We start from the raw sequence: 24,099 nt of genomic DNA, 5'->3' as shown, positions 1-24,099 counted from the left end.
CCCGCGAAGTACGGGCCTAGTTCAGCAACGCCCGCGCCGCCCGCGCCTGGTGGCGCACCGTCTCCGCCGTGTCCGGCTCCACCGGCGCGATGACCTCCGCGTACTCCTCCAGCTCCCGCGCCCCCCGCGCGAACTCCCCGCGCTCCACGAGCAGCTCCGCCCGCTCGTAGCGCAACCGTGCCGGATGGCTCGGCAGGAGCAGGGACAGCTCGACGGCCCAGAGCTGCACCCCGCTCCGCTCGGGCCGCGCGGCGGCCCAGGCGCGGATGTTGTTGAGGACGCGCAGCACGATCTCCAGCGGTTCCGCGGGGGAGAACGCCGCCGCCGACAGCGGCGTGCCGGTCGCGCCGGCGACCAGGAGACCGGCCTCCTCCTCGGAGATCGTCCGGCCGCCGTCGAAGGGGTCGGCGAGCGCGTGCTGCCCGTACGGTCCGCCGCAAGCCGACGACGAAGTGGCCGGGCAGGGCCACCCCGTAGGCGGGGGCCCGGCCGCCGGGCCACCTCCAGCCACACCACCGACAGCAGGATCGGCAGCCCCCGCCGGCGCCGTGCAGGACCTCGTCGAGCAGCGATGGACTCCAGCCGCCGGTAGTCGGCGGGCGCGCGAGCCGGGAAGCCGTACCGCACGCCCGAGCAGGTCGGCCAGTGCTCGGCCCACAGCCGCGGTCGCCGCGTGCCGGCCGGAGCGCGGGCAGCTGCCCGGGCGAGGTCGTCGAGTCTCGATCTGCACGGCGTCGAAGCCCCGCCTCGTCCAGCCCCGGGATCCGCCTCGGCGGCGATCAGCAGGCACAGCAGCGCCAGGTCGGGCCGTTCCTCGCGGGCCCTCCTCGGCGAACCGGCGCGCGGCCGTGGTGTCGGTCATGCCTGCTATGGTGTGCGGACGGGCGCTCAACGTCCTGGCTCGCGACGGTAGTTGATAGGCGTGGTGCGTGGTGAGCCGAGCTGTTCGTAGAGCGCAGGTCCGCGCCCGTGTTTGTCCCGCTCGACCTGGAGGTACGCGGCCGAGGCGCCCCTCGTCCAGGGGCCTGCCGGGGCCAGCCGGGCCAGTCAGCAGCGTCGCCAGCGCCTGCCGGCGGTGCTGCGGCCGACCTCCAGCGCGGCGAAGCCGGCGCCACACGGCCGTCGATCACGCACCGGGCTATGGCCGTGGCCCCGGGCACGCGCGCGCGAACCACACCGACGGCCCGCCCGTCAGGACGGCCCGCGCCGCGGTCGCGTCTCCGCGGTCCGCCCGTACGCGTCGAGCCAGGCGTCGGTCGGGCTCCCGGCTCAGCCGCACCGCGGTCCCGTGTCGGCGTCCGTGTCGGCGATCGGGCCAGCGCGGCCGTCCGCATCAGGGCGGCCCGGCTCCTCGGTCAGCCCGCGGGTCGGCCAGCTCGTCGTCCAGGCCGCCGGTCCGCCGTCGGGTCGCCGGTGGTGACCTGGACCCGCGCGCGGGCGAGCCGCCGCGCTCAGCGCGTACCAGGCGGTGACACCGTCCAGCGCGGCGGCAGCGGCAGCCCCGGAATCAGCCCAGCGGCAGGACCGAGTTGGCGCGGGCGGTGAAGCCGCGCCGGCGGCCGGAGCGTCCAGCCGCCCAGCCTGCCGGTCTCCGGAGCGGGCCAGCCGCGGGAGGCCGTCTCCTGGAGCTCGCGCACGCCGGCGGCGGGCCCGCGGCGCCGGGCGGGGGTCATCGGCACGACCTTGCCGCGACTCCACCGCGTCCTCCGCGGATCCGTACGGGTCTCCCCGTTGCGGCGTGTGACGCACAGCACGCCGTCCGCCCAGGAGTCGAGGATCCCGACCGTGTCGGTGAACCGTTCGGGGGACCGCGTACGGTCGTTGAGGGCGCGAATTGACACCCTCTTCCCCACATCACCGAGTTAATCCGGATCTCCAGCGCCGCCCGCCCGTGGTGAATTCCACAGCTCTCCCTGCCCCTCCTGTTCGTCAAGTGCTCCGGAACGGAGATACTAGGTGTGGCATCGACGACGCCGCGCTCACCCGCGCAAGATGACCCCTACCGAGGAGGAACGACAGCGTGACCTACGTCATCGCGCAGCCTTGTGTCGACTTGAAGGACAAGCGTGCATCGAGGAGTGCCCCGTCGACTGCATCTACGAGGGCTCCCGGTCCTTGTACATCCACCCGGACGAATGCGTCGACTGCGGGTGCCTGTGGAGCCGGTCTGCCCGGTCGAGGCGATCTTCTACGAGGACGACACCCCGGACGAGTGGAAGGACTACTACAAGGCGAAACGTCGAGTTCTTCGACGAGTCGGCTCGCCCGGTGGCGCTTCCAAGCTCGGGCTGATCGAGCGCGACCACCCCCTTCATCGCCGAGCTGGCCCTCCGCAGAACCAGGACCACCAGTGAGGCTGCCGCTAGGCACCGCACCCGGCCCCGTACAGCCCTCGCCGCCGTACGGGGGCCGCGGCATTCCCGCCCCCGCGTCCCCTACCGGACCCCCCCCGTGCAAGAGAGCGAGCCGTCCAGCGTGAGCGCAGTCTCCTCCCGTCTCCCCGTCTTTCCCTGGGACCGCCTGGAGCCCTACAAGGCCACCGCAGCCGCCCACCCGGACGGCATCGTCGACCTCTCCGTCGGCACCCCGGTGGATCCCGTGCCCGCGCTCGTCCGGCGTGCCCTGGCCGACGCCGCCGACAGCCCCGGCTACCCCACGGTGTGGGGCACGCCCGCGCTGCGCGACGCCCTCACCGGCTGGGTGGAGCGCCGGCTGGGCGCCAAGGGCGTCGAGCACACCAACGTGCTGCCCGTCGTCGGCTCCAAGGAGCTGGTGGCCTGGCTGCCCACCCAGCTCGGGCTGGGCCCCGGCGACAAGGTCGCCTACCCGCGCCTCGCCTACCCGACCTACGAGGTCGGCGCCCGCCTCGCCGGCACCGAGCCCGTCGTCTACGACGAGCCGACCGACCTCGACCCCACGGGCCTCAAGCTGCTCTGGCTCAACTCCCCGTCGAACCCGACCGGTCGCGTCCTGTCCGCCGAGGAGCTGCGGCGCACCGTCGCCTGGGCGCGCGAGCACGGCGTCCTCGTCTTCAGCGACGAGTGCTACCTGGAACTGGGCTGGGAGACCGAGCCCGTCTCGGTGCTCCACCCGGACGTCTGCGGCGGCTCGTTCGAGGGGATCGTCGCCGTCCACTCGCTGTCCAAGCGCTCCAACCTGGCGGGCTACCGCGCTGCGTTCCTCGCCGGTGACGCCGCCCGTCCTGGGCGAGCTGCTCCAGATCCGCAAGCACGGCGGCATGATGGTCGCCGCCCCGGTGCAGGCGGCCACCGTGGCCGCCCTCGGCGACACCGCGCACGTCACCGAGCAGCGCGCGCCCGCTACGCCCACCGCCGGGCCGCGCTGCGGGCGGCCTTCGAGGGCGCCGGCTTCCGCATCGAGCACAGCGAGGCGTCGCTGTACCTGTGGGCCACGCGGGACGAGCCGTGCTGGGACACCGTCGGCGCGCTGGCCGAGCTCGGCATCCTCGTCGCGCCGGGGCGACTTCTACGGCGCCGCGGGCGACCGCTTCGTGCGGATCGCCTTCACCGCCACCGACGAGCGGGTGGAGGCGGCGGTCCGGCGCCTGGCCCGCTAGGCGTACGCGAGGGCCCGGGAGGATCTCCTCCCGGGCCCTCGCACGCCGGGCTGCTGCGGTGGACCGCCGGTTCAGCCGCCGAGGTTCGGCAGCGCCTTGGTGACGTTGCCGGCCGGCAGGCTGTCGGTGGGCAGGCCCTTGCCGCCGCTCTTGGCCACACCCTGCGCGGCGCCGCCGACCGTGTGGCCCGCCTGGCCCGCGAGCTGGCCCGTGGTGTGCTGGGTGGTCTGCACGGCGCTCTTGGTGGCCTTGCCCGTGGCGTGCAGCGCCTGGCCGGTGGCGTCCACGGCCTTGTGCCCGGTGTCCATCGTCATCGCGCCGGCCTGGTGGGAGACCGCGTCGACCTTGTTGCCCAGCTGCGCGCCGTCCGCCATGCTCACCGCGCCGAGGGCGTCGGGGGCCTTGAGGGCGTCCGCGTTGGCCGCACCGGCGGCGCCGACCGCGGAGGCGGCGCCCGCCGCGACGAGGAGGGCGGCCTGGGCGATCCGGCGCGTGAGGGGGAGGGACATGTTGCTCCTTCGACGGAGGTGAAGTCGGTTGCTGTCCGGCGTGCGGACGCTGTGACTACCGCCCGAGCCCGAGGAAGGTTGCGGTGCCCCAATGTAAAGAGTTGGCAATGCGTCGCATGATCCGATCTATGAACAATCGGGTGAACCGGACCGGCGGTTGAGGCGCCGGAAAAGCCGACAACCCTTTGTTCATCAGGGATGCCGTGATGGTTCGGGGGATCGGGGTGCGGTGCCGTCCCAGGGGCCACACGCGGCAACCTCCGGTTCCGGCGGATGCCCCGGGAGGGGGTGCCGTCGTACTACTGAGCGGTCGTGATCCGCACCGCGACCGGGCCCTCGTCGGTCTGGCCCGCACCCCGCCGCCAGCCGTCCCGCGAGTTCTCCGCGGTCCACACCCGGCCGTCGAAGGAGACGCGCTCGACGCGCAGTTCGGCGGCGTGCGCCACGGCCCAGGAGGCCAGCTCCCAGCCGCGCCGCCGCGGCCCGTTGTCCGTCGCCGTGGTGGGCACCGGACGGGGCGGGACGGAGACGGTGCGGGGCGACGCGTCGCCCTTCTTCCCGCTCTTCCCGCCGCCGGACACCCCGGTGGCCGGCAGGACGGACGGGCCGAAGTCCCGCCGCAGCCCGGCCCGTACGGCCGCCGGATCCCCGGGCTTGCCGTCGCTCGGGCTGGTCGAACAGCTGAACGCGGCAGGCGCCCGCCCGCTCAGCGCCGCCGCGAGCAACGACGCTCCCGGCTCGTGCTTCGCGTACGCCTGCGGGAAGCCGCTGCGCTGCACCCGCTGGGCCGCGACCGTCAACGGAAGCCGCGAATATCCCGGCACCCGGACGAGGTGGTCGTAGAACGCGCCCGCCGCGTACACCGGATCGGTGATCTGCCGGGCGGTGCCCCAGCCCTGGGTCGGCCGCTGCTGGAAGAGGCCCAGCGAATCGCGGTCGCCGTGGTGGATGTTGCGCAGCCCCGACTCCTGCATCGCGGTCGCCAGGGCGATGGTCACCGCCCGCTCGGGCAGCCCGCGCGAGGTGCCCACGGCGGTGATCGTCGAGGCGTTCCCCGCCTGTTCGGGATCGAGCGAGTACGACTCCCCGTCCGCGCTCGCCGTACAGCGCGGGGCTCCCGGACCACCCGTGACGAAGTACGCGACCAGGTAGCCGATCAGCGCCAGCAGCACGGCACAGGCGGCCCCGATGCGCAGCAGCCGCCCGCGGCGGACAGGGAAGATCGGGGACATGCGCCCACGTTACTTGACGGAGCGGACGGACTGCCGTTCCCCGACCGGGCGCCGGTTCGGGGCGTTCGCACGGACGGGGCCGGTGTCGGAGGCAGGGGTTAAAGTCGCCTGTATGGAGCATGCCGCACTCGACCTGTCCCTCGACGCCGCCGCCCTGACCGCGCAACTCGTCGACTTCCCCTCGGTCAGCGGTAGCGAGGGCCCGCTCGCCGACGCGATCGAGCGGGCGCTCCGCGCGCTGCCGCACCTGACGGTGGACCGGCACGGCAACAACGTCGTCGCCCGCACGAACCTCGGCCGCGCCGAGCGCGTCGTCCTCGCCGGTCACATCGACACCGTGCCCATCGCCGACAACGTGCCGTCCCGGCTGGACGACAAGGGCGTGCTGTGGGGCTGCGGCACCAGTGACATGAAGTCCGGCGTCGCCGTGCAGCTGCGCATCGCCGCGACCGTGCCGGCCCCCAACCGCGACCTGACCTTCGTCTTCTACGACAACGAGGAGGTCGCCGCCCACCTCAACGGCCTCGGGCACGTCGCCGAGGCCCATCCCGACTGGCTGGCGGGCGACTTCGCGGTCCTGCTGGAGCCCTCCGACGGCGAGGTCGAGGGCGGCTGCCAGGGCACCCTGCGGGTGATCCTGAGGACCGAGGGCGAGCGCGCGCACTCCGCGCGGAGCTGGATGGGGTCCAACGCGATCCACGCCGCCGCGCCGATCCTGGCCCGGCTGGCCGCCTACGAGCCCCGACGGCCCGTCATCGACGGCCTGGAGTACCGCGAGGGGCTCAACGCCGTGCGGATCTCCGGCGGGGTGGCGGGCAACGTCATTCCGGACGAGTGCGCCGTGACGGTGAACTTCCGCTACGCGCCGGACCGTACGCAGGAGGAGGCGCTCGCGCACGTCCGCGAGGTCTTCGAGGGCTGCGGCGTCGCCGAGGTGATCGTGGACGACCACTCGCCCGGCGCGCTGCCCGGGCTCTCGCACCCGGCCGCGGCGGCCTTCATGGCGGCCGTCGGCGGCACGGCGCGGCCCAAGTTCGGCTGGACGGACGTCTCCCGCTTCAGCGCCCTCGGGGTGCCCGCGGTCAACTACGGCCCCGGCGACCCCCTGTACGCCCAACAAGCCGCGACGAGCACGTGGCCGTCGAGCAGGTCCTGCACTGCGAGGAACGGCTGCGCAGCTGGCTCACGGCGTGATCGCGTTCCTCGCAGCGTGATCGCGCGGAGCGTGGGCAGCCTACGCTGAACTGCACCAACGGCAGCGGAGGGAGCACGGAATGGTCAATTCCGAAGGAGCGCGCAGGCGGGAGCAGCGCCGGGGACCGGTGCTGCGGCGGCACGGCCAGATGCAGCAGGGGACCACGGACCAGCACCTGCTGGACACCCGGGGCACGGCGGACTGGGTGCACGAGGACCCGTTCCGGGTGATGCGCATCCAGTCCGAGTTCGTCGAGGGCTTCGGCGCGCTGGCCCGAACTCCCGCCCGCGATCAGCGTGTTCGGCTCCGCGCGCACCAGCGGGACAGCCCCGAGTACGAGGCCGCCGTGGCCATCGGGCGCGGCCTGGTCGAGGCGGGCTTCGCGGTCATCACCGGTGGCGGGCCCGGGGCGATGGAGGCCGCCAACAAAGGGGGGCCATGGAGGCCGGGGGCGTCTCCGTCGGCCTCGGCATCGAGCTGCCCTTCGAGCAGGGCATCAACCCCTATGTGAACCTCGGGGTGGACTTCCGCTACTTCTTCGTCCGCAAGACGATGTTCGTGAAGTACGCGAGCGGCTTCGTGGTGCTGCCGGGCGGACTGGGCACGCTGGACGAGCTGTTCGAGGCGCTCACCCTGGTGCAGACCAAGAAGGTGACGCGGTTCCCCATCGTGCTGTTCGTGCTCCGCGTACTGGAGCGGGCTGGTGGGCTGGATCGAGGAGACGCTGGTCGCCCAGGGGAAGGTCAGCGCCCATGACCTCCAGCTCTTCCACCTCACCGACGACGTGGAAGAGGCGATCGGGCTGGTCACCAAGGAGGCCGGGGCTGACGGCCGCGGGCCCGGAGGGGCCGGGGCGCGGCCCGGCCCACGGGCCTGCGCCGTGTGCTGGTTCCGCGGGTCAGGCCAGGCCCCTCCGGGCCACCGCGGGCGGGCGGTGGCCGGGCGATGGAGGCCACCATGTCCAGGCACCTGCCTCGTCTCCGCGACCTCGTGCACCCGGTAGACCTGGGCGCCCAGCCAGGCCGAGACCGCCGTGGTCGCCAGGGTGCCGACGACCCCGCTCCTTGACCGCGGCCGGTCCCAGCGTCTCGCCCACGAAGTCCTTGTTCGACAGCGAGACCAGGACGGGGCCAGCCCGTGGCGGTCATTTCGTCCAGCCGCCGGGTCGCCTCCAGCGAGTGCCGGGTGTTCTTCCCGAAGTCGTGACCCGGGTCGATCATGATGCCGTCGCGGCGCACCCCCAGGGCCACGGCCCGTTCGGCCAGGCCCAGGGTCCACCCGCAGGACGTCGGCCATCACGTCCCTCGTGACTCCGTCCCGGTGCGGACGGGGTCCGCGGGCTCCACGCCGCCCGCGTGGGTGCAGACCAGACCGGCCCCGTAGCGGGCGGCGACCTCGGCCAGCCGGGGGTCCCACGCCGGCCCCACGCGTCGTTGAGCACGTCCGCGCCCGGCCTCGCAGACCGCCTCGCCGACCTCGTGCCGCCAGGTGTCCACGCTGATCACCACGTCCGGGTGGCGGCGGCGCACCTCCGCGACGAACCCCGACGGTCCGCCGCGCCTCCTCCGCCGCCGTCACCTCCTCGCCGGGGCCGGCCTTCACCCCGCCGATGTCGATGATCGCGGCGCCCTCCGCGACGGCCTGTTCGACCCGGGCCAGTGCCGGTTCGTCCTGGAAGGTGGCGCCCTGGTCGTAGAAGGAATCCGGCGTCCGGTTGACGATCGCCATGATCACCGGTTCGTGAGCGTCGAACTCGCGTCGTTCCCCAGCCGCAGCATTTCCCGCACTCCTTCTCCGTGGTCAGCAGTGACCTTAACTGTCAGTGCGGCATGGCACGATCGGGGTGGACGGATCGGATGTCGGAGAACTGTTGGGGAGCGCCGTGTTCTGGTTCTTGCTCATCGCGCTGATCGTGGTGGTGGCCGCGGTCACGCTCGCGGTGCTGGGCGGCAGGGGCGGCGTGCTGCCCGAGGCAGAACCCGACCGGATCGCCTGGCCACTGCCCGACGGGCGCCCGCTGGCCCGCGCCGACGTCGACGCCCTGCGCCTCCCGGTCGCGCCACGCGGCTACCGGATGGCGGAGACGGACGACGTGCTGGACCGGCTGGCGGCGGAGCTCGCGGAGCGCGACGCGCGGATCGCGGAGGCTGGAGGCGGCACTGGCGGGCGCGCGGGCGGCGGCCGGTGCCCGGCACGACGGGGCCGCTCCGGACGGAGCGAAGGGGGAGGAATCGTGAGCAAGGGTGTGATCCTCGGGCCGGACGGGCTGGCGCGCTGCCCTGGGGGGCTGGAGGCGGAGTCCATGGCGGACTACCGCGCGTACCACGACACGGAGTGGGGCGTCCCCGTGCGCGGGGACGACGCCCTCTTCGAGCGGATATGCCTGGAGGCGTTCCAGTCCGGGCTGTCCTGGCTGACGGTCCTGCGCCGCCGCGAGGGGTTCCGGGCCGCCTTCGCCGGCTTCTCCATCGCCGAGGTGGCGGCCTTCACACCGGCGGACGAGGAGCGGCTGCTGGCCGACCCGGGGATCATCCGCAACCGGGCGAAGATCGCGGCGGCGCTCTCCAACGCGAGGGTCGCTGCCGCTTGGGCGCCGGGGGAGCTGACGTCTCTCGTCTGGTCGTTCGCCCCCGAGGCGGGGCGTGCTCCGCGCACGGCGGGCGGAGGTCCCGGCGACGACGCGGAGTCGACGGCGCTGGCGAAGGAGCTGAAGAAGAGGGGGTTCCGGTTCGTGGGGCCGACGACGGCATATGCGTTGATGCAGGCGTGCGGGCTGGTGAACGACCACTTGGCGGAGTGCCATGTGCGGGGCGGTCGCCCGTAGGGGGTGCCCCGGTCCCGCCCCCTGGCCCCTTCGGGCACAGCGGGGCGGGGAGAGGGCTCAGCGGCCGGCGAACGTCGGGCGCTCCTTGTTCAGGAACGCCCCGCACCGCCACTCCGTGATCCTCCGACGCGCCCGCCACCGCCTGGAGCTCCTCCTCCGCCCCCAGCGTCTCGCGCAACGACCGCTCCGCCCCGAACGCCAGCGCCTTCTTCATCGCCGCGTAGGCCACCGTCGGCCCCGAGGCCAGCCGTCGGGCGACGGCCTCGGCCGTCGCGGCCAGCTCCTCCGCCGGGACGACCTTGTTCGCCATGCCCAGCTCCAGCGCCTCCTCCGCGGAGACGTTGCGCGGGAAGAGCAGGAGGTCCGAGGCCCGGCCGTGGCCGACGAGGCGGGGGAGCGTCCAGGAGACGCCCGAGTCGCCGGTGAGCGCCACCCCCGCGAACGCCGTGTTGAAGGCCGCCGTATCGGCGACGACCCGGTAGTCCGCCGCGAAGGCGAAGCCCGCCCCCGCCCCCGCCGCGGCCCCGTTCACCGCGGCGACCACCGGCTTGGGCATCTCCGCGATGGTGAGGGTGATGGGGGGAGTAGTGGTCCCGGACCGTGTCCCAGGTCCGGTTCGTGCCGCGCTCGCGGTCCGCGGTCAGGGAGGCGGTGTGCTCCTTGAGGTCCTGGCCCACGCAGAAGGCCCGTCCCGTGCCGGTGAGCAGGACGGCGCGCACGGCCCGGTCCTCCGCCGCCCGGCGCAGCGCGTCGAGGAGGGCGACCTTGGTGACGGTGTCCATCGCGTTCATGGCGTCGGGCCGGTTCAGCGTGATCGTCGCGAGCCCGTCGCTCACCTCGTACAGCACGGTGTCGGCCATGGTGCGTCCTCCCTCGGTCGGCTGCGGTCCGCGGCCAGCTTGCCGTAGTTCTCCGGCGCGCGGCATGTGAGCTGCGTCAAAGAATCGGGCGTCCGTACGGGTAAGGAGTTGGTGCACAACTGCGGAGCAATCCCCGAATTGGGTGGTTTTGCCGGAGCGTGTTGCCGAAGGGATGCCGACCGATGTTGGTCATTGGGTCGCGCGATGCGGGATAATGGCCTGGAAGCAATGTGTTCGATGCCGGTGACACGTGCCCTTCGAAAGGGGTTGTCGGCTGACGATGAGCTGGTTTCAGGAAGGGGAACGAGCATGGCGGCCATGAAGCCGCGGACGGGCGACGGCCCGCTCGAGGTGACCAAGGAGGGGCGGGGCATCGTCATGCGGGTTCCGCTCGAGGGCGGCGGTCGTCTCGTCGTCGAGCTGACCCCGGACGAGGCGGCGGCTCTTGCCGACGCCCTGAAGAACGTCGTCGTCTGACGCACGGACTCGGTCCTTCGGTCCTTCGCTGACTTTGCTTGCCCCGGCAGCCGTTCCCGGCTGTCGGGGCAAGGTCTTTTCCGAATCCTCCCGCCCCGGGGAGCGGCCGCTCCCCGCCGGGTCAGCCGCCGCGCCGGGCCGCGCACAGCAGCCCGTCGCCCACCGGCAGCAGGGACGGCACCAGCACGGTGGACTCCCGTACGGCCCGCAGCAGTTCGCGCAGGCGCAGCACCTCGGCGGGCTGGGCGGCGGAGTCCACGGTGCGGCCGTCCGCGAAGACGCCCTCGAAGCAGACCAGACCGCCGGGGCGCAGCAGGCGCAACGATTCCGCTAGGTAGTCGAGGTACTCCAGCCGGTCCCCGTCGCAGAACACCAGGTCGTACCCGCCGTCCGCGAGGCGCGGCAGGACATCCAACGCGCGGCCGGGGATGAAGCGGGCGCGGTTGCCGGCGAAGCCCGCGGCGCGGAACGCCTGCCGCGCGAACTGCTGGCACTCGGGGTCGAGGTCGACCGTCGTCAGCACACCGTCGGGGCGCATGCCGTACAGGAGGTGCAGGCCGGACACCCCGGTGCCGGTGCCGATCTCGGCGACGGCCTTGGCGTCCACCGCCGCGGCGAGCAGGCGCAGCGCGGAGCCGGTGCCGGAGGACACCGAGCGCAGCCCCGCCTCCTCGGCCCGGTCGTGCGCCCAGAGCAGTGCCGGGTCGTCGATGTGCTCGACGCCGTACGCATCGGCGAACGCCCAGCTCGTCTGCCGGTTGCCGGTAATGGCCCTCTCCTGTCCCCATGTGTCGACGCAACGGTGACTGTATCCGCTGCTGTCGGGAACCCGCAGATGGGACCGTGCGTTGATGCGGTGAGGAGACGGCGTGAGGGGGGCTGTGGGGGTCCGGTCGGAGCCCCTGGTCGGTCCGGGAGCGGATCAAACCCAAAAGCAGGTCAAAATTCCTTATCCGGAGCTAACGGGCGAGGTGGATATGGTAGGGGCTCCACTGGACACCACCAGAGCCGACAGGGGAGGTGCGGCTACGTGCAGCGGCCCTCGCGGAGTGCTCAGTCGCTTCCGACGGACCGCCGTCGAGCCGAAATCCGTGACCGACACCGCTGACCGTTCCGTCACCCGGATCCCCGCAACCGCGACGTTCGCCAGCGACGCGGACTCGCAGGCGTGGACCCCTCCCACCTGGGAGGAGATCGTCAGCACGCACAGCGCACGGGTCTACCGTCTCGCCTACCGCCTCACGGGCAACCAGCACGACGCCGAGGACCTCACCCAGGAGGTCTTCGTCCGGGTCTTCCGCTCGCTGTCCACGTACACCCCGGGGACGTTCGAGGGGTGGCTGCACCGCATCACCACCAACCTGTTCCTCGACATGGTCCGCCGCCGCCAGCGCATCCGCTTCGACGCGCTGGGCGACGACGCCGCCGAGCGGCTCCCCAGCCGCGAGCCCTCTCCCCAGCAGCACTTCAACGACACGCACTTCGACGCGGACGTCCAGCAGGCGCTGGACACCCTCGCCCCGGAGTTCCGCGCCGCGGTCGTGCTCTGCGACATCGAGGGGCTCTCCTACGAGGAGATCGCGGCGACGCTCGGCGTGAAGCTGGGCACCGTCCGCAGCCGCATCCACCGCGGCCGTTCCCACCTGCCGCAAGGCGCTCCGCCACCGGTCCCCCGCCGCCCGTGCCGAGCAGCGCGCCGTGGTGGGAGTCGCCTCCGGCGCCCGGCTGAGCGGGGAGGTCGGGATCGCGTGACCGGTTCAGGCGGTCAGTCCCCCGCCGAGCAGCATCTCGGCGACCGCCTCGCGGCCCTGGTCGACGGGGAGTTGGGACACGAATCGCGGGAGCGGGTCCTCGCCCACCTCGCCACCTGTGGAAAGTGCAAAGCGGAAGCCGACGCCCAGCGCCGGCTCAAAAGCGTGTTCGCCGAGGCCGCGCCCCCCGCCGCTCTCCGAGGCGCTGCTGGCCCGGCTCCAGGCCCTGCCGGCCATGGGGATCGACGGCCCGGCCGGGCCGGGATCGCCCGCCGCGGACGCCGACGGCGATGCGGACCGGCCGCGTCGCCGGAGCGCCTTCGGGCCGCGGGGCGACACCTTCGCGCTGGTGCCCCTGGCGGGCCTGACGCCCCATGAGCAGGGCTTCCGGGTCCATGAGGTGGGGCGTGCCTCGCGCGGGCGGCGGTTCGGGATCGCGGCGGCCGGTGCCGTCACGATCGCGGCCTTCGCTCTGGTCGGCGCCGCCCAGCCGCTGGGGGCGGTCGAGGACGCGCCCCGCGCCCGGGCCGGGGATCCCCGAGGCGGCGCCCCCGCGCTCGCCCTCGGATCCTCCTCGGGCGGCGCGGCGCGCGACGCCGTCGTCCACCGGGCCTCGCTGGTCGTCCCGGCCGCGCTGCCGGCCGCCGTCCCGTTCCGGATGCCCCAGCAGGCTCCCCTCTCCCGGTGATCTCCCGCTGACGCGGGCTGCCCTGCTCACCTGCGGCCGGACCTGGTTGAATCGGCCGATGGGCCGGGCATCCGGGACGGTGTCGCGGCCCCCGACGAATCGTGGGGGAGACCGGGATGGGCGAGGGCAGGGAGCACTGGTGGAGCCGTGCGCGTCGCGACGGTGACGGGGCCGGGGACCCGTCGGCGCCGGCGCCGCTGCACGAACCCGATCCGTACGGCACGCCGCCGTACGGCCGCCCGGGCCCCTGGGCCCCGGCACCGCCGGTCCAGCCCCCGACAGGCGCCTCGCCCGCGCTCGAGTCGATACCGGACGCGGCGCCTCAACTTCCGCTTCTGCATCCGCCGATGCCCGGTACGGGCGGTGCGTCGCCCGTCGCCGCCCCCGGTCCGGCCGACGGCTCGACGATGCCCGCGCCTGCGCACCTCGGCGCGCAGCCGTATCCCTCGGCGGACGGGCCCCGGCCGGCCGGCCCCGGCTTCCCGCAGCCTTACGCGGCGGCGGCCGGGCATCAGGGGCCTCAGGCGCCGCAGCCCGGCGCCCCGATGCCGCCCGGTGCTCCGGGCGCCGCCGGTGCACAGCCGATGCCGGGCGGCCACGTAGCCGCCGGCGCGCAGCCGATGCCGGGCGGCCACGCGGCCACCGGTGCGCAGCCGTACCCCACCCCCGCCCGGCCCCCCGTCCTCGGCGTCACCTCCCCGTACGCCGCGCCGGCCGCCCCGCAGGGCCCCTGGCAGTACGACCCCTGGGCCGTGGAGCGGCGGCCGGAGCCCGCGGCGCCCGCGGCGGGCAAGGCCGTGGCGCGGCGCAAGGTCGTCGTCGGGGCGCTCGTCGTGGCGCTGGTCGCCGGGGGCGTGGGCGGCGGGATCGGGGCCTGGCTGGAGCGGGACGGCGGCGGGCGGCGCGTGACGCTGCCGCAGGCGCCCGTCGACAAGGGCGACCGGGACCCGGGCAGCGTCGCCGGGATCGCCGCCCGCGCGCTGCCCGGAGTGGTGACCCTGCACGTGCGCGGCAGCTCCGCCCGTGGCACCGGCACCGGCTTCGTCCTGGACGGGCGGGGACACATCCTCACCAACAACCACGTCGTCGAGCCCGCCGGCGAGCGCGGCGAGATCGTGGTCACCTTCAACGGCGGCCAGACCGCCAAGGCCACCGTCGTCGGCCGCGACAGCGGCTACGACCTGGCCGTCGTGAAGGTCTCGGGCGTCTCCGGGCTCACCCCGCTCGCCCTGGGCAACTCCGACTCCGTGCACGTCGGCGACTCCGTGGTGGCCATCGGCGCCCCCCTTCGACCTCGCGGGCACGGTCACCACGGGGATCATCAGCGCCAAGGAGCGCCCCGATCACCGCGGGCGGCCGGAAGCAGGACGGCAGCGACGTCAGCTACGTCGACGCGCTCCAGACGGACGCCCCGATCAATCCGGGCAATTCGGGCGGACCGCTGGTGGACACCCGGGCCCGGGTCATCGGGATCAACAGCGCCATCCGCTCGGCCGGCGGCTCGGAGGCGGGCGGCGGCCAGGGCGGGAGCATAGGGCTGGGCTTCGCCATCCCGATCAACCAGGCCAAGCGCGTCGCCGAGGAGCTGATCAACACGGGGAAGGCCACCCACCCGGTGATCGGCGTCTCGCTCGACATGGGGTATCAGGGGGACGGCGCCCGGGTGAACCCCAAGGGGGGCGGGGGCACCCCCGTGACCCGGGGCGGCCCGGCGGACAAGGCGGGCATCGCACCGGGCGACGTCATCAAGAAGGTCGACTCCTCGCCCGTCCACAGCGGCCAGGAGCTCATCGTCAAGATCCGCAGTCACCGGCCCGGGGACCGGCTCACCCTCACCGTGGAGCGCGACGGCAAGGAACGGACCGTGCCGCTGACCCTGGGGTCGGCGAGCTCGGGCTGACCCTTGGCCCGATGTTGGCCCGGGCGTCTCCCCCGCATACGTCCGGGCCAGGTACCGTGATAGGCGGCCAGAAACCGTCGGCCGCCCCCGCATCAAGGAGCTTCAGGTGCTCGACATAGGACTTCCCGAGCTGATCGCGCTCGTCGTCCTCGCTCTGCTCATCTTCGGGCCGGACAAGCTGCCGAAGATGATCCAGGACGTGTCGCGCACCCTGCGCAAGATCCGGCAGTTCTCGGAGAGCGCCAAGGAGGACATCCGCTCCGAGCTGGGGCCGGAGTTCAAGGACTTCGAGTTCGAGGACCTCAACCCCAAGACCTTCGTCCGCAAGCACGTCCTGGACAAGGACGAGCTGGGCCTGAAGGAGATCCGCAACGGCTTCGACCTCAGGTCCGAGATGTCCGAGGTCACCGACGCCGTCAACGGCCGCGACCCGGAGCCCGCCCCGCACTCCGCCGGCGGTCCCGACCTGCTCAAGAAGAAGGAGCCGCTCCGGCCGGGCGAGCGGCCCCCGTTCGACTCCGACGCCACCTGAGCCTCGCCTGCCGGGCCCCATTGACGGGGGTGGCTATCCTCCCCTTGTCCGGGGTTGACGGTGCCCGCCGCACGGGCCGGCCGGGCACGACGGGGCAACGAGGAGGCGCCGCGCAGATGGAGACCACGAGTCGGGCAGGGGCGGGAGCACCCGCCGGGAGGACGCCGGCGCGGGGGGGAAGCGCCCCGCCGGGCGCGTCCGGCGTCCGGCGCCCGGTCGACGGCTATCTGCAGGCGTCGTTCCCCTGGTACGGCCTGGACGACGCGTTCACCGGACGCCGCTGGCTGATGCAGGTGGGCGCGGCGGCCGACGGCACCGTGGAGCACGGCTCGACGGGCCACGGCACGGAGCCCAACCTCCGCTCGGGCCGTCCCGACCGGACGGCACCCCCCTCCGACGCCCAGCGCTTCTCGGTGGTGGTGACCGTCGCCAGCCGCCCCGTGCGGCGCAGCGCGGACGGCACGGGCGTGCTGGAGGCCACCTCCGTCTCCTCGGCGGCCTGGCTCGCCGGCGCGGGCCTGCTCTCGTACACCTGGCCCGACCGCATGGAGCGGGCCCTGCGGCAGCACTGGCTCGACCAGCAGACCGCCCTCGCCTGGGAGCTGGCGGACCACCTGGACGAGGACCCCTGGTCCACGCTCTCGCTGCCGGTGGACGGGGTCTCGACCGACTTCCGCTACCGCGAGTCCGAGTACGGCTGGGTCCTCGCCGGCTCCGCGGAGGGCGGGGGAGTGCACATCGGGGCGTACGGGCGCGGGATGAGCGCCTACGGGATGGGTTTCTCGGCGATCGGCGACATCGCCGCGTACTCGGGCTGACGCCGCGTACTCGGGCTGACCGGAGCCGGGTCCACGGGCCGCGGGGAACGGTCCGGCCCCGGGCTCCCCGGGACCGGACCGGCCGCCGTCAGAACTTGTTGCGCGGCGTGATGCCGAGCGACATCCCCGACAGCCCGCGCTGCCGCCCGCCCAGCTTGCCGGCGATGGCGCGCAGCGCGCTGCCCGCGGGGGACTCGGGGGTCGGTGAGCACGACGGGCCTGCCCTCGTCGCCGCCCTCGCGCAGCCGGACGTCGATGGGGATCGAGCCCAGGACGGGGACGGTGGCGCCGGTGGTCCGCGTCAGGCCGTCGGCGACGATCTGGCCGCCGCCGGTGCCGAAGACGTCGACCATCTCGCCGCAGTGCGGGCAGGGCAGCCCGGACATGTTCTCCACGACGCCGACGATCTTCTGGTGGGTCTGCACGGCGATCGAGCCGGCCCGCTCGGCGACCTCGGCGGCGGCCTGCTGAGGCGTCGTCACCACGAGGATCTCGGCGTTGGGCACCAACTGGGCGACGGAGATGGCGATGTCGCCGGTGCCCGGCGGCAGGTCGAGGAGCAGGACGTCGAGGTCGCCCCAGTAGACGTCGGCGAGGAACTGCTGGAGCGCGCGGTGCAGCATCGGGCCGCGCCAGACGACCGGGGTGTTGCCCGGGGTGAACATGCCGATGGAGATGACCTTCACGCCGTTGGCCGACGGCGGCATGATCATGTTCTCCACCTGGGTGGGACGGCCTTCGGCGCCCAGCATGCGCGGGACGGAGTGGCCGTAGATGTCCGCGTCGACGACGCCGACCTTGAGCCCGTCGGCCGCCATCGCCGCGGCCAGGTTGACCGTCACCGAGGACTTGCCGACGCCGCCCTTGCCGGAGGCCACCGCGTAGACCCGGGTCAGCGAGCCGGGCTTGGCGAAGGGCACCTCGCGCTCGGCCGTCCCGCCGCGCAGGGCGGTGGCCAGCTCGCGCCGCTGCTCGTCGCTCATCACGTCGAGCTCGACCGTCACGCCGGTCACGCCCGCGACGCCGGCGACGGCCTTGCGGACGTTCTCGGTGATCGTTTCGCGCATGGGGCAGCCGGAGACCGTCAGATAGACCGCGACCGCGACCGTCCCGTCCGCCGCGACGTCGACGGATTTCACCATGCCCAGTTCGGTGATCGGCCGGTGGATCTCGGGGTCGTTCACCGTCGCGAGCGCGGCGCGCACCGCCTCTTCGGCGGGGACGGAGTTGGGGGTCTCGGTAGCCATGCCCCGATGGTACGGCGCACCACCGACGCGCGGGGAAGGGCCGTCAGCGGTCGCGTTCCTCACTCTCCGCGGGGAATACCCTGCGCTGTTCCATCTCCTTGATCAGTTCCTGGAACTCGGAGCGGATCCAGTCCCGGGTGGCGACCTCGCCCAGCCCCATGCGCAGCGCCGCGATCTCCCGCGTGAGGTACTCGGTGTCGGCGATGGACCGTTCGTTCTGCTCGCGGTCCTGCTCCAGGTTGACCCGGTCCCGGTCGTCCTGCCGGTTCTGGGCGAGCAGGATCAGCGGGGCGGCGTACGACGCCTGGAGGGACAGCACCAGGGTCAGGAAGATGAACGGATACTGGTCGAACCGCACGTGCGGCGGGGCGGTGGTGTTCCACACCACCCACACCACGATGAGGACGGTCATCCAGACGATGAACCGCCCGGTGCCCAGGAAGCGGGCGATCTTCTCGGACGTGCGGCCGAACGCCTCCGGGTCGTACTCCGGCAGCCAGCCGCGCCGCTTGAACTGCGGCTGGTCCAGCCGGACGCGCTGGACCGGCTGCACTGCGGCGGCGGATCGTTCCTTCTGCCGTTCCCGCTCCTTCTGGCGCTCCCGTTCCCGCAGCCGTTCCCACGGGTTGTTCCGGCCTTCAGCGTTCACCGTCGCCCGCCTCCCCCGGTTCCTCGGGCACGTCCATGCCGAACGCGCCCTGGTGCAGCTCCGTCTCGCGCCAGTCGTCCGGCAGCAGGTGGTCCAGCACGTCGTCCACGGTCACCGCGCCCAGCAGCGACCCGCCGGAGTCCACCACGGGCGCCGCCACCATGTTGTACGTGGCCAGGAAGCTCGTCACGGCGCGCAGCGGGGTGTCCGGGTGCAGCGGCCGCAGCTCCGTGTCGGTGATCGAGGCGACGAGGGTGAACGGCGGGTCCCGCAGCAGCCGCTGGAAGTGCACGGTGCCGAGGTACTTCCCGGTCGGCGTCTCGTCCGGCGGCCGGCATACGTAGACCTGGGCGGCGAGCGCGGGGGACAGGTCCGGGTTGCGGACCCGGGCGAGGGCGTCGGCGACGGTGGCGTCCGGGCGCAGCACGATCGGCTCGGTCGTCATCAGACCGCCGGCGGTCCGCTCCTCGTACGCCATCAGCCGCCGCACGTCCGCCGCGTCCCCCGGCTCCATCAGCGCCAGCAGCCGTTCGGTGTGCGCCTCGGGGAGCTCGGAGAGCAGGTCGGCGGCGTCGTCGGGGTCCATCGCCTCCAGGACGTCGGCGGCCCGCTCCTCCTTGAGCTTGCCGAGGATCTCGATCTGGTCGTCCTCCGGCAGCTCCTCCAGGACGTCCGCGAGCCGGTCGTCGTCGAGGGCGGCGGCCACCTCGGCGCGCCGCTTGGGGGACAGGTGGTGCAGCACGCTGGCGAGGTCGGCGGGACGCAACTGTTCGAAGGTGGCGAGGAGGTTGGCGGCCCCCTGCCCGTGCTCCTCCAGGGAGAAGCCGGTCACCGCGGACCACTCGACGGTCAGCGTCTCGCCCTTGCGGCGCAGCGCGCCGCCCTTGCCGCGGCGGACGAAGACCTTGTCGATCTCCCACTCGCGGCGGGCCTGGAGCTGGGTGATCGACACGTCGAGCACGGTGACCTCGCCGCCGTCGGCCACCAGCCGCACGCGGCGGTCGAGGAGCTCGCCGAGGACCAGGGTCTCGGTGGGGCGCTGTTCGAACCGCCGCATGTTGATCACGCCGGTGGAGATGACCTGGCCGGACTCCACGCCCGTCACCCGGGTCATGGGCAGGAAGACGATGCGCCGGCTGGCGACCTCCACCACCAGGCCCAGCACCCGCGGCGGACGGTTGCCGACGCGCAGCATCGCGACGACGTCGCGGACCCGGCCGACCCGGTCGCCGTTGGGGTCGAAGACGGCCACTCCGGAGAGGTGCGAGACGAACACGCGGGCGCTCGCCGCCATGCCGTGCACCTCCTCCGCCGTCGCCGTGCCTCCGGCGTTTTCCGGTTCAGGCTAACGTGACCGGCCGCGCGCTGCCGCTCCGCGCCGGTGGCGGGGAACGGGCGCGAGTACGCTGCCGTATCCAGTGCTGACCAGCGCCAGCGCTGACAGTGCTGACCGTGCCGACAGGAGGCAGGAGCAGGTGCGAACCCGGAACGCGGCTCTCGTGGGGGCCCTGTGCGCCGTGCTGTCCCCGGCCCTCGCGGCCTGCGGCGGCGGCGAGGACCCCGACGCGGGGACCAACGGCGTGGGAAAGCTGCGTCCCGCGGTGATCCAGGACAGGGCGCGGGCGGCGGCGAAGGGCGCCGACGCGGTCCATCTGTCCGGGGCGGTGGTCAGCCAGGGGCGGACGTACCGCATCGACGTGCGCCTGAAGAAGGACGGCGGGACGGGGCGGGTCGCCTCGGGGGACGTCTCCTTCGAACTGCTCCGGGTCGGCGAGGAGCTCTTCGTGAAGGGGGACGCGGCGTTCTGGGGGCGGGGTGGGGCGGGGGCGAAGCCCGGTGCTCCCGCCGGTTCCTCCGGTGCTGCGAAGCCGGGCGCGCCGGGGGGCGCATCGGGTGCTGCGTCCGGTGCTGCCGCGAAGCTGAACGGGAAGTACGTGAAGGTCCCGTCCGGCGACCCCGCGTACCGGCAGCTGCTCGGCTTCACCGACAAGAACGTCCTCCTGGACGGGCTCCTCGGGCTGCACGGCAAGCTGTCGCGGGGGGAGCACGGGACGGTCGGGGGAGTGCGGTCGATCCGCCTCAACGCAGGGGACGAGAAGGGGACGGGCGGGGGTGCTCGATGTGTCCCTCGTCGGGACGCCGTATCCGTTGCGGGTGCAACGGGCGGGTGGGGCGGGGCAGTTGGAGCTGGGGGACTGGGGGAAGGATTTTGCGCTGAAGGTGCCGGGGAAGGGGGAGATGGTGGATTACGGGTCGCGGATTCCTGCGGCGGGGCGGTAGGGGTTGTTCGCCCCCGCCCCGCCCTTTCTCCGTTTCCGCAGGGGCTGCGCCCCTTCGTAACCCCGTCGGTGCGCGAGCCCCGCGCACCGCACGGTGGGCGGGGCTCCGCCCCTGCACCCCGCCGGGGGCTCCGCCCCCTGGACCCCTGGGAGGGGTGCTGTTCCCCACTGTGTCCCTGCGCCCAACGGGGCTCCGCCCCCTGGGTCTCTGGCGGGGGCTGCGCCCCCGCACACCCGGCGGGGCTCTGCCCCTGCGCCCCAGCTCCGCCCCTTGGGCCGTGGCGGGGCTGCGCCTCTGCTTCCCCGGCGGGTGCTGCGCCCTTGGTTCCTTTGGCCGGGGCTCCGTTCCGGGAGCGCATTCCGGCCTGTCCGGTGTTTGAGGACGAACGCGGCGCAGCCGCGTCCCGGGGTCGGGGCGGAGCCCCGGTCAGGGGTGCAGGGGGCGGAGCCCCGGGGAAACGGGGAAAGGGCGGGGGTGGGGCTACTTCCCCGGCCGCGGCGGAGCAGGCGCGGCAACGCCGCCGGCCATCGCCCGCCGCGTCGTCGCCGGCGTCGGCAGCGGCACCGCCGCCAGCGACGCGTCGGGCAGCGGCTCCGACGACCCCGTGGGCTCCAGGCGCAGCACCCGGCACTCGCGGGCCCACCGCTCCGTCAACGTCTCGAACCCCACCGCGTTCAGCCGCTTGCCCTTGAGCTCCGCCACCGCCTCGCCCCACGCCTCGCCGTCCGGCGGCAGTTCGCCCACCCGGGCCGTCCAGGTGACCAGTCGGCCGCCCTTGTCCTTGCTGCGGACGGTGACCGTCGCGGTCGCCCCCGTCGGCGAGCCCGAGGTCGTCCAGCGGTTGTTCGCCGGGGCCGCCGACGACGTGGGCCGCGCCGGCGTGCCAGACGTGCCACAGGGCGCGGCTCGGCCCCGTCGGGCCCTGCACCCAGAGGAGACCTGATTTCTTCGTGGCCTCTTCGATCAGCGCCAGCGTCTGCGTCATGCGCTCAACTCTAGGGGCACGCGCCGGTGCGTCCGCCCATGCGCCCGTCATCGCGGTACGCAGAGCCACCCTTGGGCCTAGGCTGGAGCGGTGAGCGATGTCCGTACCCACAGACGCAGCGACGGGAGCGGCCCTGGCCGCCGCCGGTCCCGCCGGCGCCCGCCTCGACCTCGCGCTGCTGCTGGTCGCCGTGTCCGGGATCGCCCTCTCCGCACCGCTGATCGCCTCCATGACCGCCGCCCCCGCGCTCGCCATCGCCTTCTGGCGGAAACGCCATGGCGGTGGGCGCGCTCACCCGCTCGTCCTGCTGCGCCACCGCGCGGAGCTGCGGGCGGTCGGCCGCCGGGCCGCGCTGCTCGCGGTGGCCAGCGGGGCGCTGCTCGCCGTGCACTTCGGGGTGTGGCTGCCGAGTCTCTCCATGACCTCGGTGGCGTCCTCGACGGCGCTGGTCACCACCACCCCGATATGGACGGTCGTCCTGATGCGGCTCGGCCGGGCCGCCGCCAGCCGGGTCTGGTCTGGGCGGGCACCGCCCTCGCCTTCCTCGGCGTGGTGATCCTGACCGGCGTCGACCTCTCCGGCTCGCCGCGCGCCCTGGCGGGCGACGCCCTCGCGCTGATAGGCGGCATGGCGGCCGCCGGGTACGTCCTGCTGGGTGCGGAGGTGCGCCGGGACGGTGGGCACCGTCGCGTACACCTACATCTGCTACTCGACCACCACGGTGCTGCTGCTCGTCGCGTGTCTGGTGTCCGGCGCCTCCCTCGCGGGGTACGACGGGGGCACCTGGGGCAAGCTCGTGCTGCTGACGGCCCACCGCGCAGCTGCTCGGCCACTCCCTGATCAACCGGGTGGTCAAGAGCCTGGGCCCGTCCGTGGACCTCGACGGCGATTCCTGCTGGAGACCCCGGGCGCCGCGCTGATAGCCGCGCTCTGGCTGGGGCAGACGCCGCCGCGGCGGCGTATCCCGCGCTGGCGGTGATCCTCGGGGGCCGGCCCTGGTGATCCTCGCCGACCGCAGACGGACGGAGCCCCGCTACAGCCAGCCGTTCCTCTTGAAGCCGCGGTGGATGGTCACACAGATCGCGACCCGTGATGACCATGACCGTGGGGTAGCCGTACTTCCACCCCAGCTCCGGCATGTACTTGAAGTTCATGCCGTAGATCCCCGCGATCATCGTGGGCACGGCGAAGATCGCCGCCCAGGAGGTGATCTTGCGCATGTCCTCGTCTGCGCCACGGGATGCCTGGGCGAGGTTGGCCTGGGAGGATCGAGTTGAGCAGGTCGTCGAAGGCGACCACCTGCTCGTGCACCCGGGCGAGGTGGTCGGCGACGTCCCGGAAGTACTTCTGGATGTCCGGGTCCACCAGCCGCATCGGCCGCTCGCTGAGCAGCTGCATCGGCCGCATCAGTGGCGTCACCGCCCGCTTGAACTCCAGCACTTCCCGCTTGAGCTGGTAGATGCGGCCCGCGTCGCCGCCCCGGCGGGAGCCGCCCTTGCTCGGGGCGGAGAAGACGTCGATCTCCACCTCGTCGATGTCGTCCTGCACGGCGTCGGCGACCGCTATGTAGCCGTCCACGACCTGGTCGGCGATGGCGTGCAGCACGGCCGAGGGGGCCCTTGGCCAGCAGCTGCGGGTCCTCCTGGAGCCGGTGCCGCAGGGCGCGCAGCGAGCCCTGGCCGCCGTGCCGGACGGTGATGATGAAGTCCTCGCCGGTGAAGCACATCACCCTCGCCGGTCTCCACCACCTCGCTGGTGGCGGTGAGTTCGGCGTGCTCGACATAGTGGATGGTCTTGAAGACCGTGAACAGCGTGTCGTCGTAGCGCTCCAGCTTGGGCCGCTGGTGGGCGTGGACCGCGTCCTCCACGGCCAGCGGGTGCAGCCCGAACTCCCGGGCGATGCCTGCGAACTCCTGCTCCGTGGCTCGTGCAGCCCGATCCAGGCGAACCCGCCCTCGGCGCGCACCCGTCGCATCGCCTCCGCCGGCCCGCACGGCGAGCTCACCCGCCGTCCTTCGTGGTAGAACGGCGCAGTCCACGACCGCGCTGCTGGCGGACGGGTCGCGGGTGGTGTCGTCGCACGCGTACGGCTCGTACGGGGTCCCGCCCTGCGCAGGGCGGGGCGGGACGGCGGCACGCAGGTCACGGATCATCGACATGACTGGCTCCATTCACGGGCCGCCGCCGGCCGGGACGCACGGCACCGCGGTCCGCGACGGGGACGTACACGCCTGTCGCCGGGGCAGGCGGACGGACGTCCATGCGGCGGGCCGCGCTCCGTGCGGTGCGTGGGCTGGCGGCAGTTCGCGGAGAACTCGCAGAGGGCTTTGCAGGAGGGGCGTGAGGGCAGCGCTCCCCCGTCAAGTGCCGCGGGCGCGGAAGGACTTCCGGGAGGCCGGCGAGGAGGCGGCGGGTCGAAAGACTCGCTTCTAGTTCACAAAGCGCGCGTCCGGAGCGGAGGAACGGGGGAACTGTCGTACTGCACGGTCGACTAGGATCCACCGCAGCCCCACCTCCTCCGGCCGGTCCCCGCTGAGGGACGGACGTAACTCCCTGACCAGAGGCCAAGGCTAGC

The 24,099-nt window shown here is 73.5% G+C and carries 13 protein-coding genes and 14 pseudogenes; 15 read left to right on the top strand and 12 right to left on the bottom strand.

What is annotated here, in order from left to right; all coding sequences use genetic code 11:
- Positions 1-16 precede the first annotated feature (16 nt).
- Positions 17-862, bottom strand: a pseudogene (locus tag ABD794_RS10305) (transglutaminase family protein).
- A gap of 589 nt (positions 863-1,451) precedes the next feature.
- Positions 1,452-1,841: a hypothetical protein gene (locus tag ABD794_RS10300; RefSeq protein WP_344962533.1), complete on the bottom strand. Its 390-nt coding sequence runs from the start codon at positions 1,839-1,841 to the stop codon at positions 1,452-1,454.
- Positions 1,842-2,020: 179 nt separating this feature from the next.
- On the opposite strand from ABD794_RS10300, the pseudogene fdxA reads away from it, so the two are divergent.
- Positions 2,021-2,354, top strand: a pseudogene (gene fdxA / locus ABD794_RS10295) (ferredoxin).
- Positions 2,355-2,475: 121 nt separating this feature from the next.
- Positions 2,476-4,206 (top strand): succinyldiaminopimelate transaminase, encoded by a 1,731-nt coding sequence (dapC, locus tag ABD794_RS10290; RefSeq protein WP_344962532.1) that lies wholly within the window; start codon positions 2,476-2,478, stop codon positions 4,204-4,206.
- Positions 4,207-4,385: 179 nt separating this feature from the next.
- On the opposite strand, the gene ABD794_RS10285 is transcribed toward dapC, so the two are convergent.
- Positions 4,386-5,318, bottom strand: a complete 933-nt coding sequence (locus tag ABD794_RS10285; RefSeq protein ID WP_344962530.1) for a VldE C-terminal domain-containing protein — start codon at positions 5,316-5,318, stop codon at positions 4,386-4,388.
- 112 nt (positions 5,319-5,430) lie between these two features.
- Between ABD794_RS10285 and dapE the strand changes: the two are divergent.
- Both dapE and ABD794_RS10275 read left to right on the top strand, forming a co-directional pair.
- Positions 5,431-6,512, top strand: a pseudogene (gene dapE, locus ABD794_RS10280) (succinyl-diaminopimelate desuccinylase).
- Between the two features lie 80 nt (positions 6,513-6,592).
- A pseudogene (locus ABD794_RS10275) lies at positions 6,593-7,336 on the top strand (LOG family protein); the annotation flags it as partial.
- Here ABD794_RS10275 and ABD794_RS10270 read toward each other — a convergent pair.
- Both ABD794_RS10270 and ABD794_RS10265 read right to left on the bottom strand, forming a co-directional pair.
- Positions 7,320-8,009 (bottom strand): annotated as a pseudogene (locus ABD794_RS10270) (dihydropteroate synthase). The pseudogenes ABD794_RS10275 and ABD794_RS10270 sit on opposite strands and share 17 nt — an antisense overlap.
- 106 nt (positions 8,010-8,115) lie before the next feature.
- Positions 8,116-8,241, bottom strand: a pseudogene (locus ABD794_RS10265) (dihydropteroate synthase); the annotation flags it as partial.
- 574 nt (positions 8,242-8,815) lie between these two features.
- On the opposite strand from ABD794_RS10265, the gene ABD794_RS10260 reads away from it, so the two are divergent.
- Complete coding sequence (locus ABD794_RS10260; RefSeq protein ID WP_344962563.1) at positions 8,816-9,337, top strand: DNA-3-methyladenine glycosylase I; 522 nt, start codon at positions 8,816-8,818, stop codon at positions 9,335-9,337.
- 57 nt (positions 9,338-9,394) lie between these two features.
- Here the strand turns inward: ABD794_RS10260 and ABD794_RS10255 are convergent.
- Positions 9,395-10,197: pseudogene (locus tag ABD794_RS10255) on the bottom strand (enoyl-CoA hydratase/isomerase family protein).
- Between the two features lie 309 nt (positions 10,198-10,506).
- On the opposite strand from ABD794_RS10255, the gene ABD794_RS10250 reads away from it, so the two are divergent.
- Positions 10,507-10,674, top strand: coding sequence for a DUF3117 domain-containing protein (locus ABD794_RS10250; RefSeq protein WP_004950282.1), 168 nt, complete (start codon positions 10,507-10,509; stop codon positions 10,672-10,674).
- A gap of 121 nt (positions 10,675-10,795) precedes the next feature.
- Here ABD794_RS10250 and ABD794_RS10245 read toward each other — a convergent pair whose 3' ends face one another.
- Positions 10,796-11,443: an O-methyltransferase gene (locus ABD794_RS10245; RefSeq protein ID WP_344962562.1), complete on the bottom strand. Its 648-nt coding sequence runs from the start codon at positions 11,441-11,443 to the stop codon at positions 10,796-10,798.
- A gap of 322 nt (positions 11,444-11,765) precedes the next feature.
- Here ABD794_RS10245 and sigE point away from each other — a divergent pair.
- The 6 genes and pseudogenes from sigE (at position 11,766) to ABD794_RS10215 (ending at position 16,363) form a co-directional block, all read left to right on the top strand.
- Positions 11,766-12,426 (top strand): annotated as a pseudogene (sigE, locus tag ABD794_RS10240) (RNA polymerase sigma factor SigE).
- Positions 12,423-13,023: pseudogene (locus tag ABD794_RS10235) on the top strand (zf-HC2 domain-containing protein); the annotation flags it as partial. The pseudogenes sigE and ABD794_RS10235, both read left to right, overlap by 4 nt.
- 206 nt (positions 13,024-13,229) lie before the next feature.
- A pseudogene (locus ABD794_RS10230) lies at positions 13,230-14,528 on the top strand (S1C family serine protease); the annotation flags it as partial.
- Positions 14,456-15,013 carry a S1C family serine protease gene (locus tag ABD794_RS10225; protein ID WP_344962561.1) on the top strand — a complete coding sequence of 186 codons (558 nt, stop codon included), beginning with the start codon at positions 14,456-14,458 and terminating at the stop codon, positions 15,011-15,013. The pseudogene ABD794_RS10230 and the gene ABD794_RS10225, both read left to right, overlap by 73 nt.
- A 106-nt stretch (positions 15,014-15,119) precedes the next feature.
- Positions 15,120-15,545, top strand: coding sequence for a sec-independent translocase (locus ABD794_RS10220; protein ID WP_344962528.1), 426 nt, complete (start codon positions 15,120-15,122; stop codon positions 15,543-15,545).
- 116 nt (positions 15,546-15,661) lie between these two features.
- Positions 15,662-16,363 (top strand): hypothetical protein, encoded by a 702-nt coding sequence (locus tag ABD794_RS10215; RefSeq protein ID WP_344962526.1) that lies wholly within the window; start codon positions 15,662-15,664, stop codon positions 16,361-16,363.
- Positions 16,364-16,451: 88 nt separating this feature from the next.
- Here the strand turns inward: ABD794_RS10215 and ABD794_RS10210 are convergent.
- From ABD794_RS10210 to ABD794_RS10200, 3 genes and pseudogenes are all read right to left on the bottom strand, one after another.
- Positions 16,452-17,610 (bottom strand): annotated as a pseudogene (locus ABD794_RS10210) (Mrp/NBP35 family ATP-binding protein).
- A 43-nt stretch (positions 17,611-17,653) separates the two neighbouring features.
- Entirely contained in the window at positions 17,654-18,223 is a 570-nt protein-coding gene (locus ABD794_RS10205) for a DUF1003 domain-containing protein (protein ID WP_425585988.1), read from the bottom strand.
- A gap of 25 nt (positions 18,224-18,248) precedes the next feature.
- Positions 18,249-19,553, bottom strand: a complete 1,305-nt coding sequence (locus ABD794_RS10200; RefSeq protein ID WP_344962524.1) for a magnesium transporter MgtE N-terminal domain-containing protein — start codon at positions 19,551-19,553, stop codon at positions 18,249-18,251.
- A 181-nt stretch (positions 19,554-19,734) separates the two neighbouring features.
- Here ABD794_RS10200 and ABD794_RS10195 point away from each other — a divergent pair.
- A pseudogene (locus ABD794_RS10195) lies at positions 19,735-20,539 on the top strand (hypothetical protein).
- 488 nt (positions 20,540-21,027) lie between these two features.
- Here ABD794_RS10195 and ABD794_RS10190 read toward each other — a convergent pair.
- Positions 21,028-21,524 (bottom strand): annotated as a pseudogene (locus tag ABD794_RS10190) (hypothetical protein); the annotation flags it as partial.
- 97 nt (positions 21,525-21,621) lie between these two features.
- On the opposite strand from ABD794_RS10190, the gene ABD794_RS18845 reads away from it, so the two are divergent.
- Together ABD794_RS18845 and ABD794_RS18840 are read left to right on the top strand one after the other, a co-directional pair.
- Positions 21,622-22,080, top strand: a complete 459-nt coding sequence (locus tag ABD794_RS18845; protein WP_425585987.1) for a hypothetical protein — start codon at positions 21,622-21,624, stop codon at positions 22,078-22,080.
- Positions 22,081-22,200: 120 nt separating this feature from the next.
- Positions 22,201-22,503: a hypothetical protein gene (locus ABD794_RS18840; RefSeq protein ID WP_425585986.1), complete on the top strand. Its 303-nt coding sequence runs from the start codon at positions 22,201-22,203 to the stop codon at positions 22,501-22,503.
- Positions 22,504-22,557: 54 nt separating this feature from the next.
- Here ABD794_RS18840 and ABD794_RS10180 read toward each other — a convergent pair.
- A pseudogene (locus ABD794_RS10180) lies at positions 22,558-23,683 on the bottom strand (magnesium and cobalt transport protein CorA).
- Between the last annotated feature and the right edge of the window lie 416 nt (positions 23,684-24,099).

This window comes from Streptomyces thioluteus, from assembly GCF_039535865.1.
This window is presented reverse-complemented; position numbering and strand designations above follow the sequence as displayed.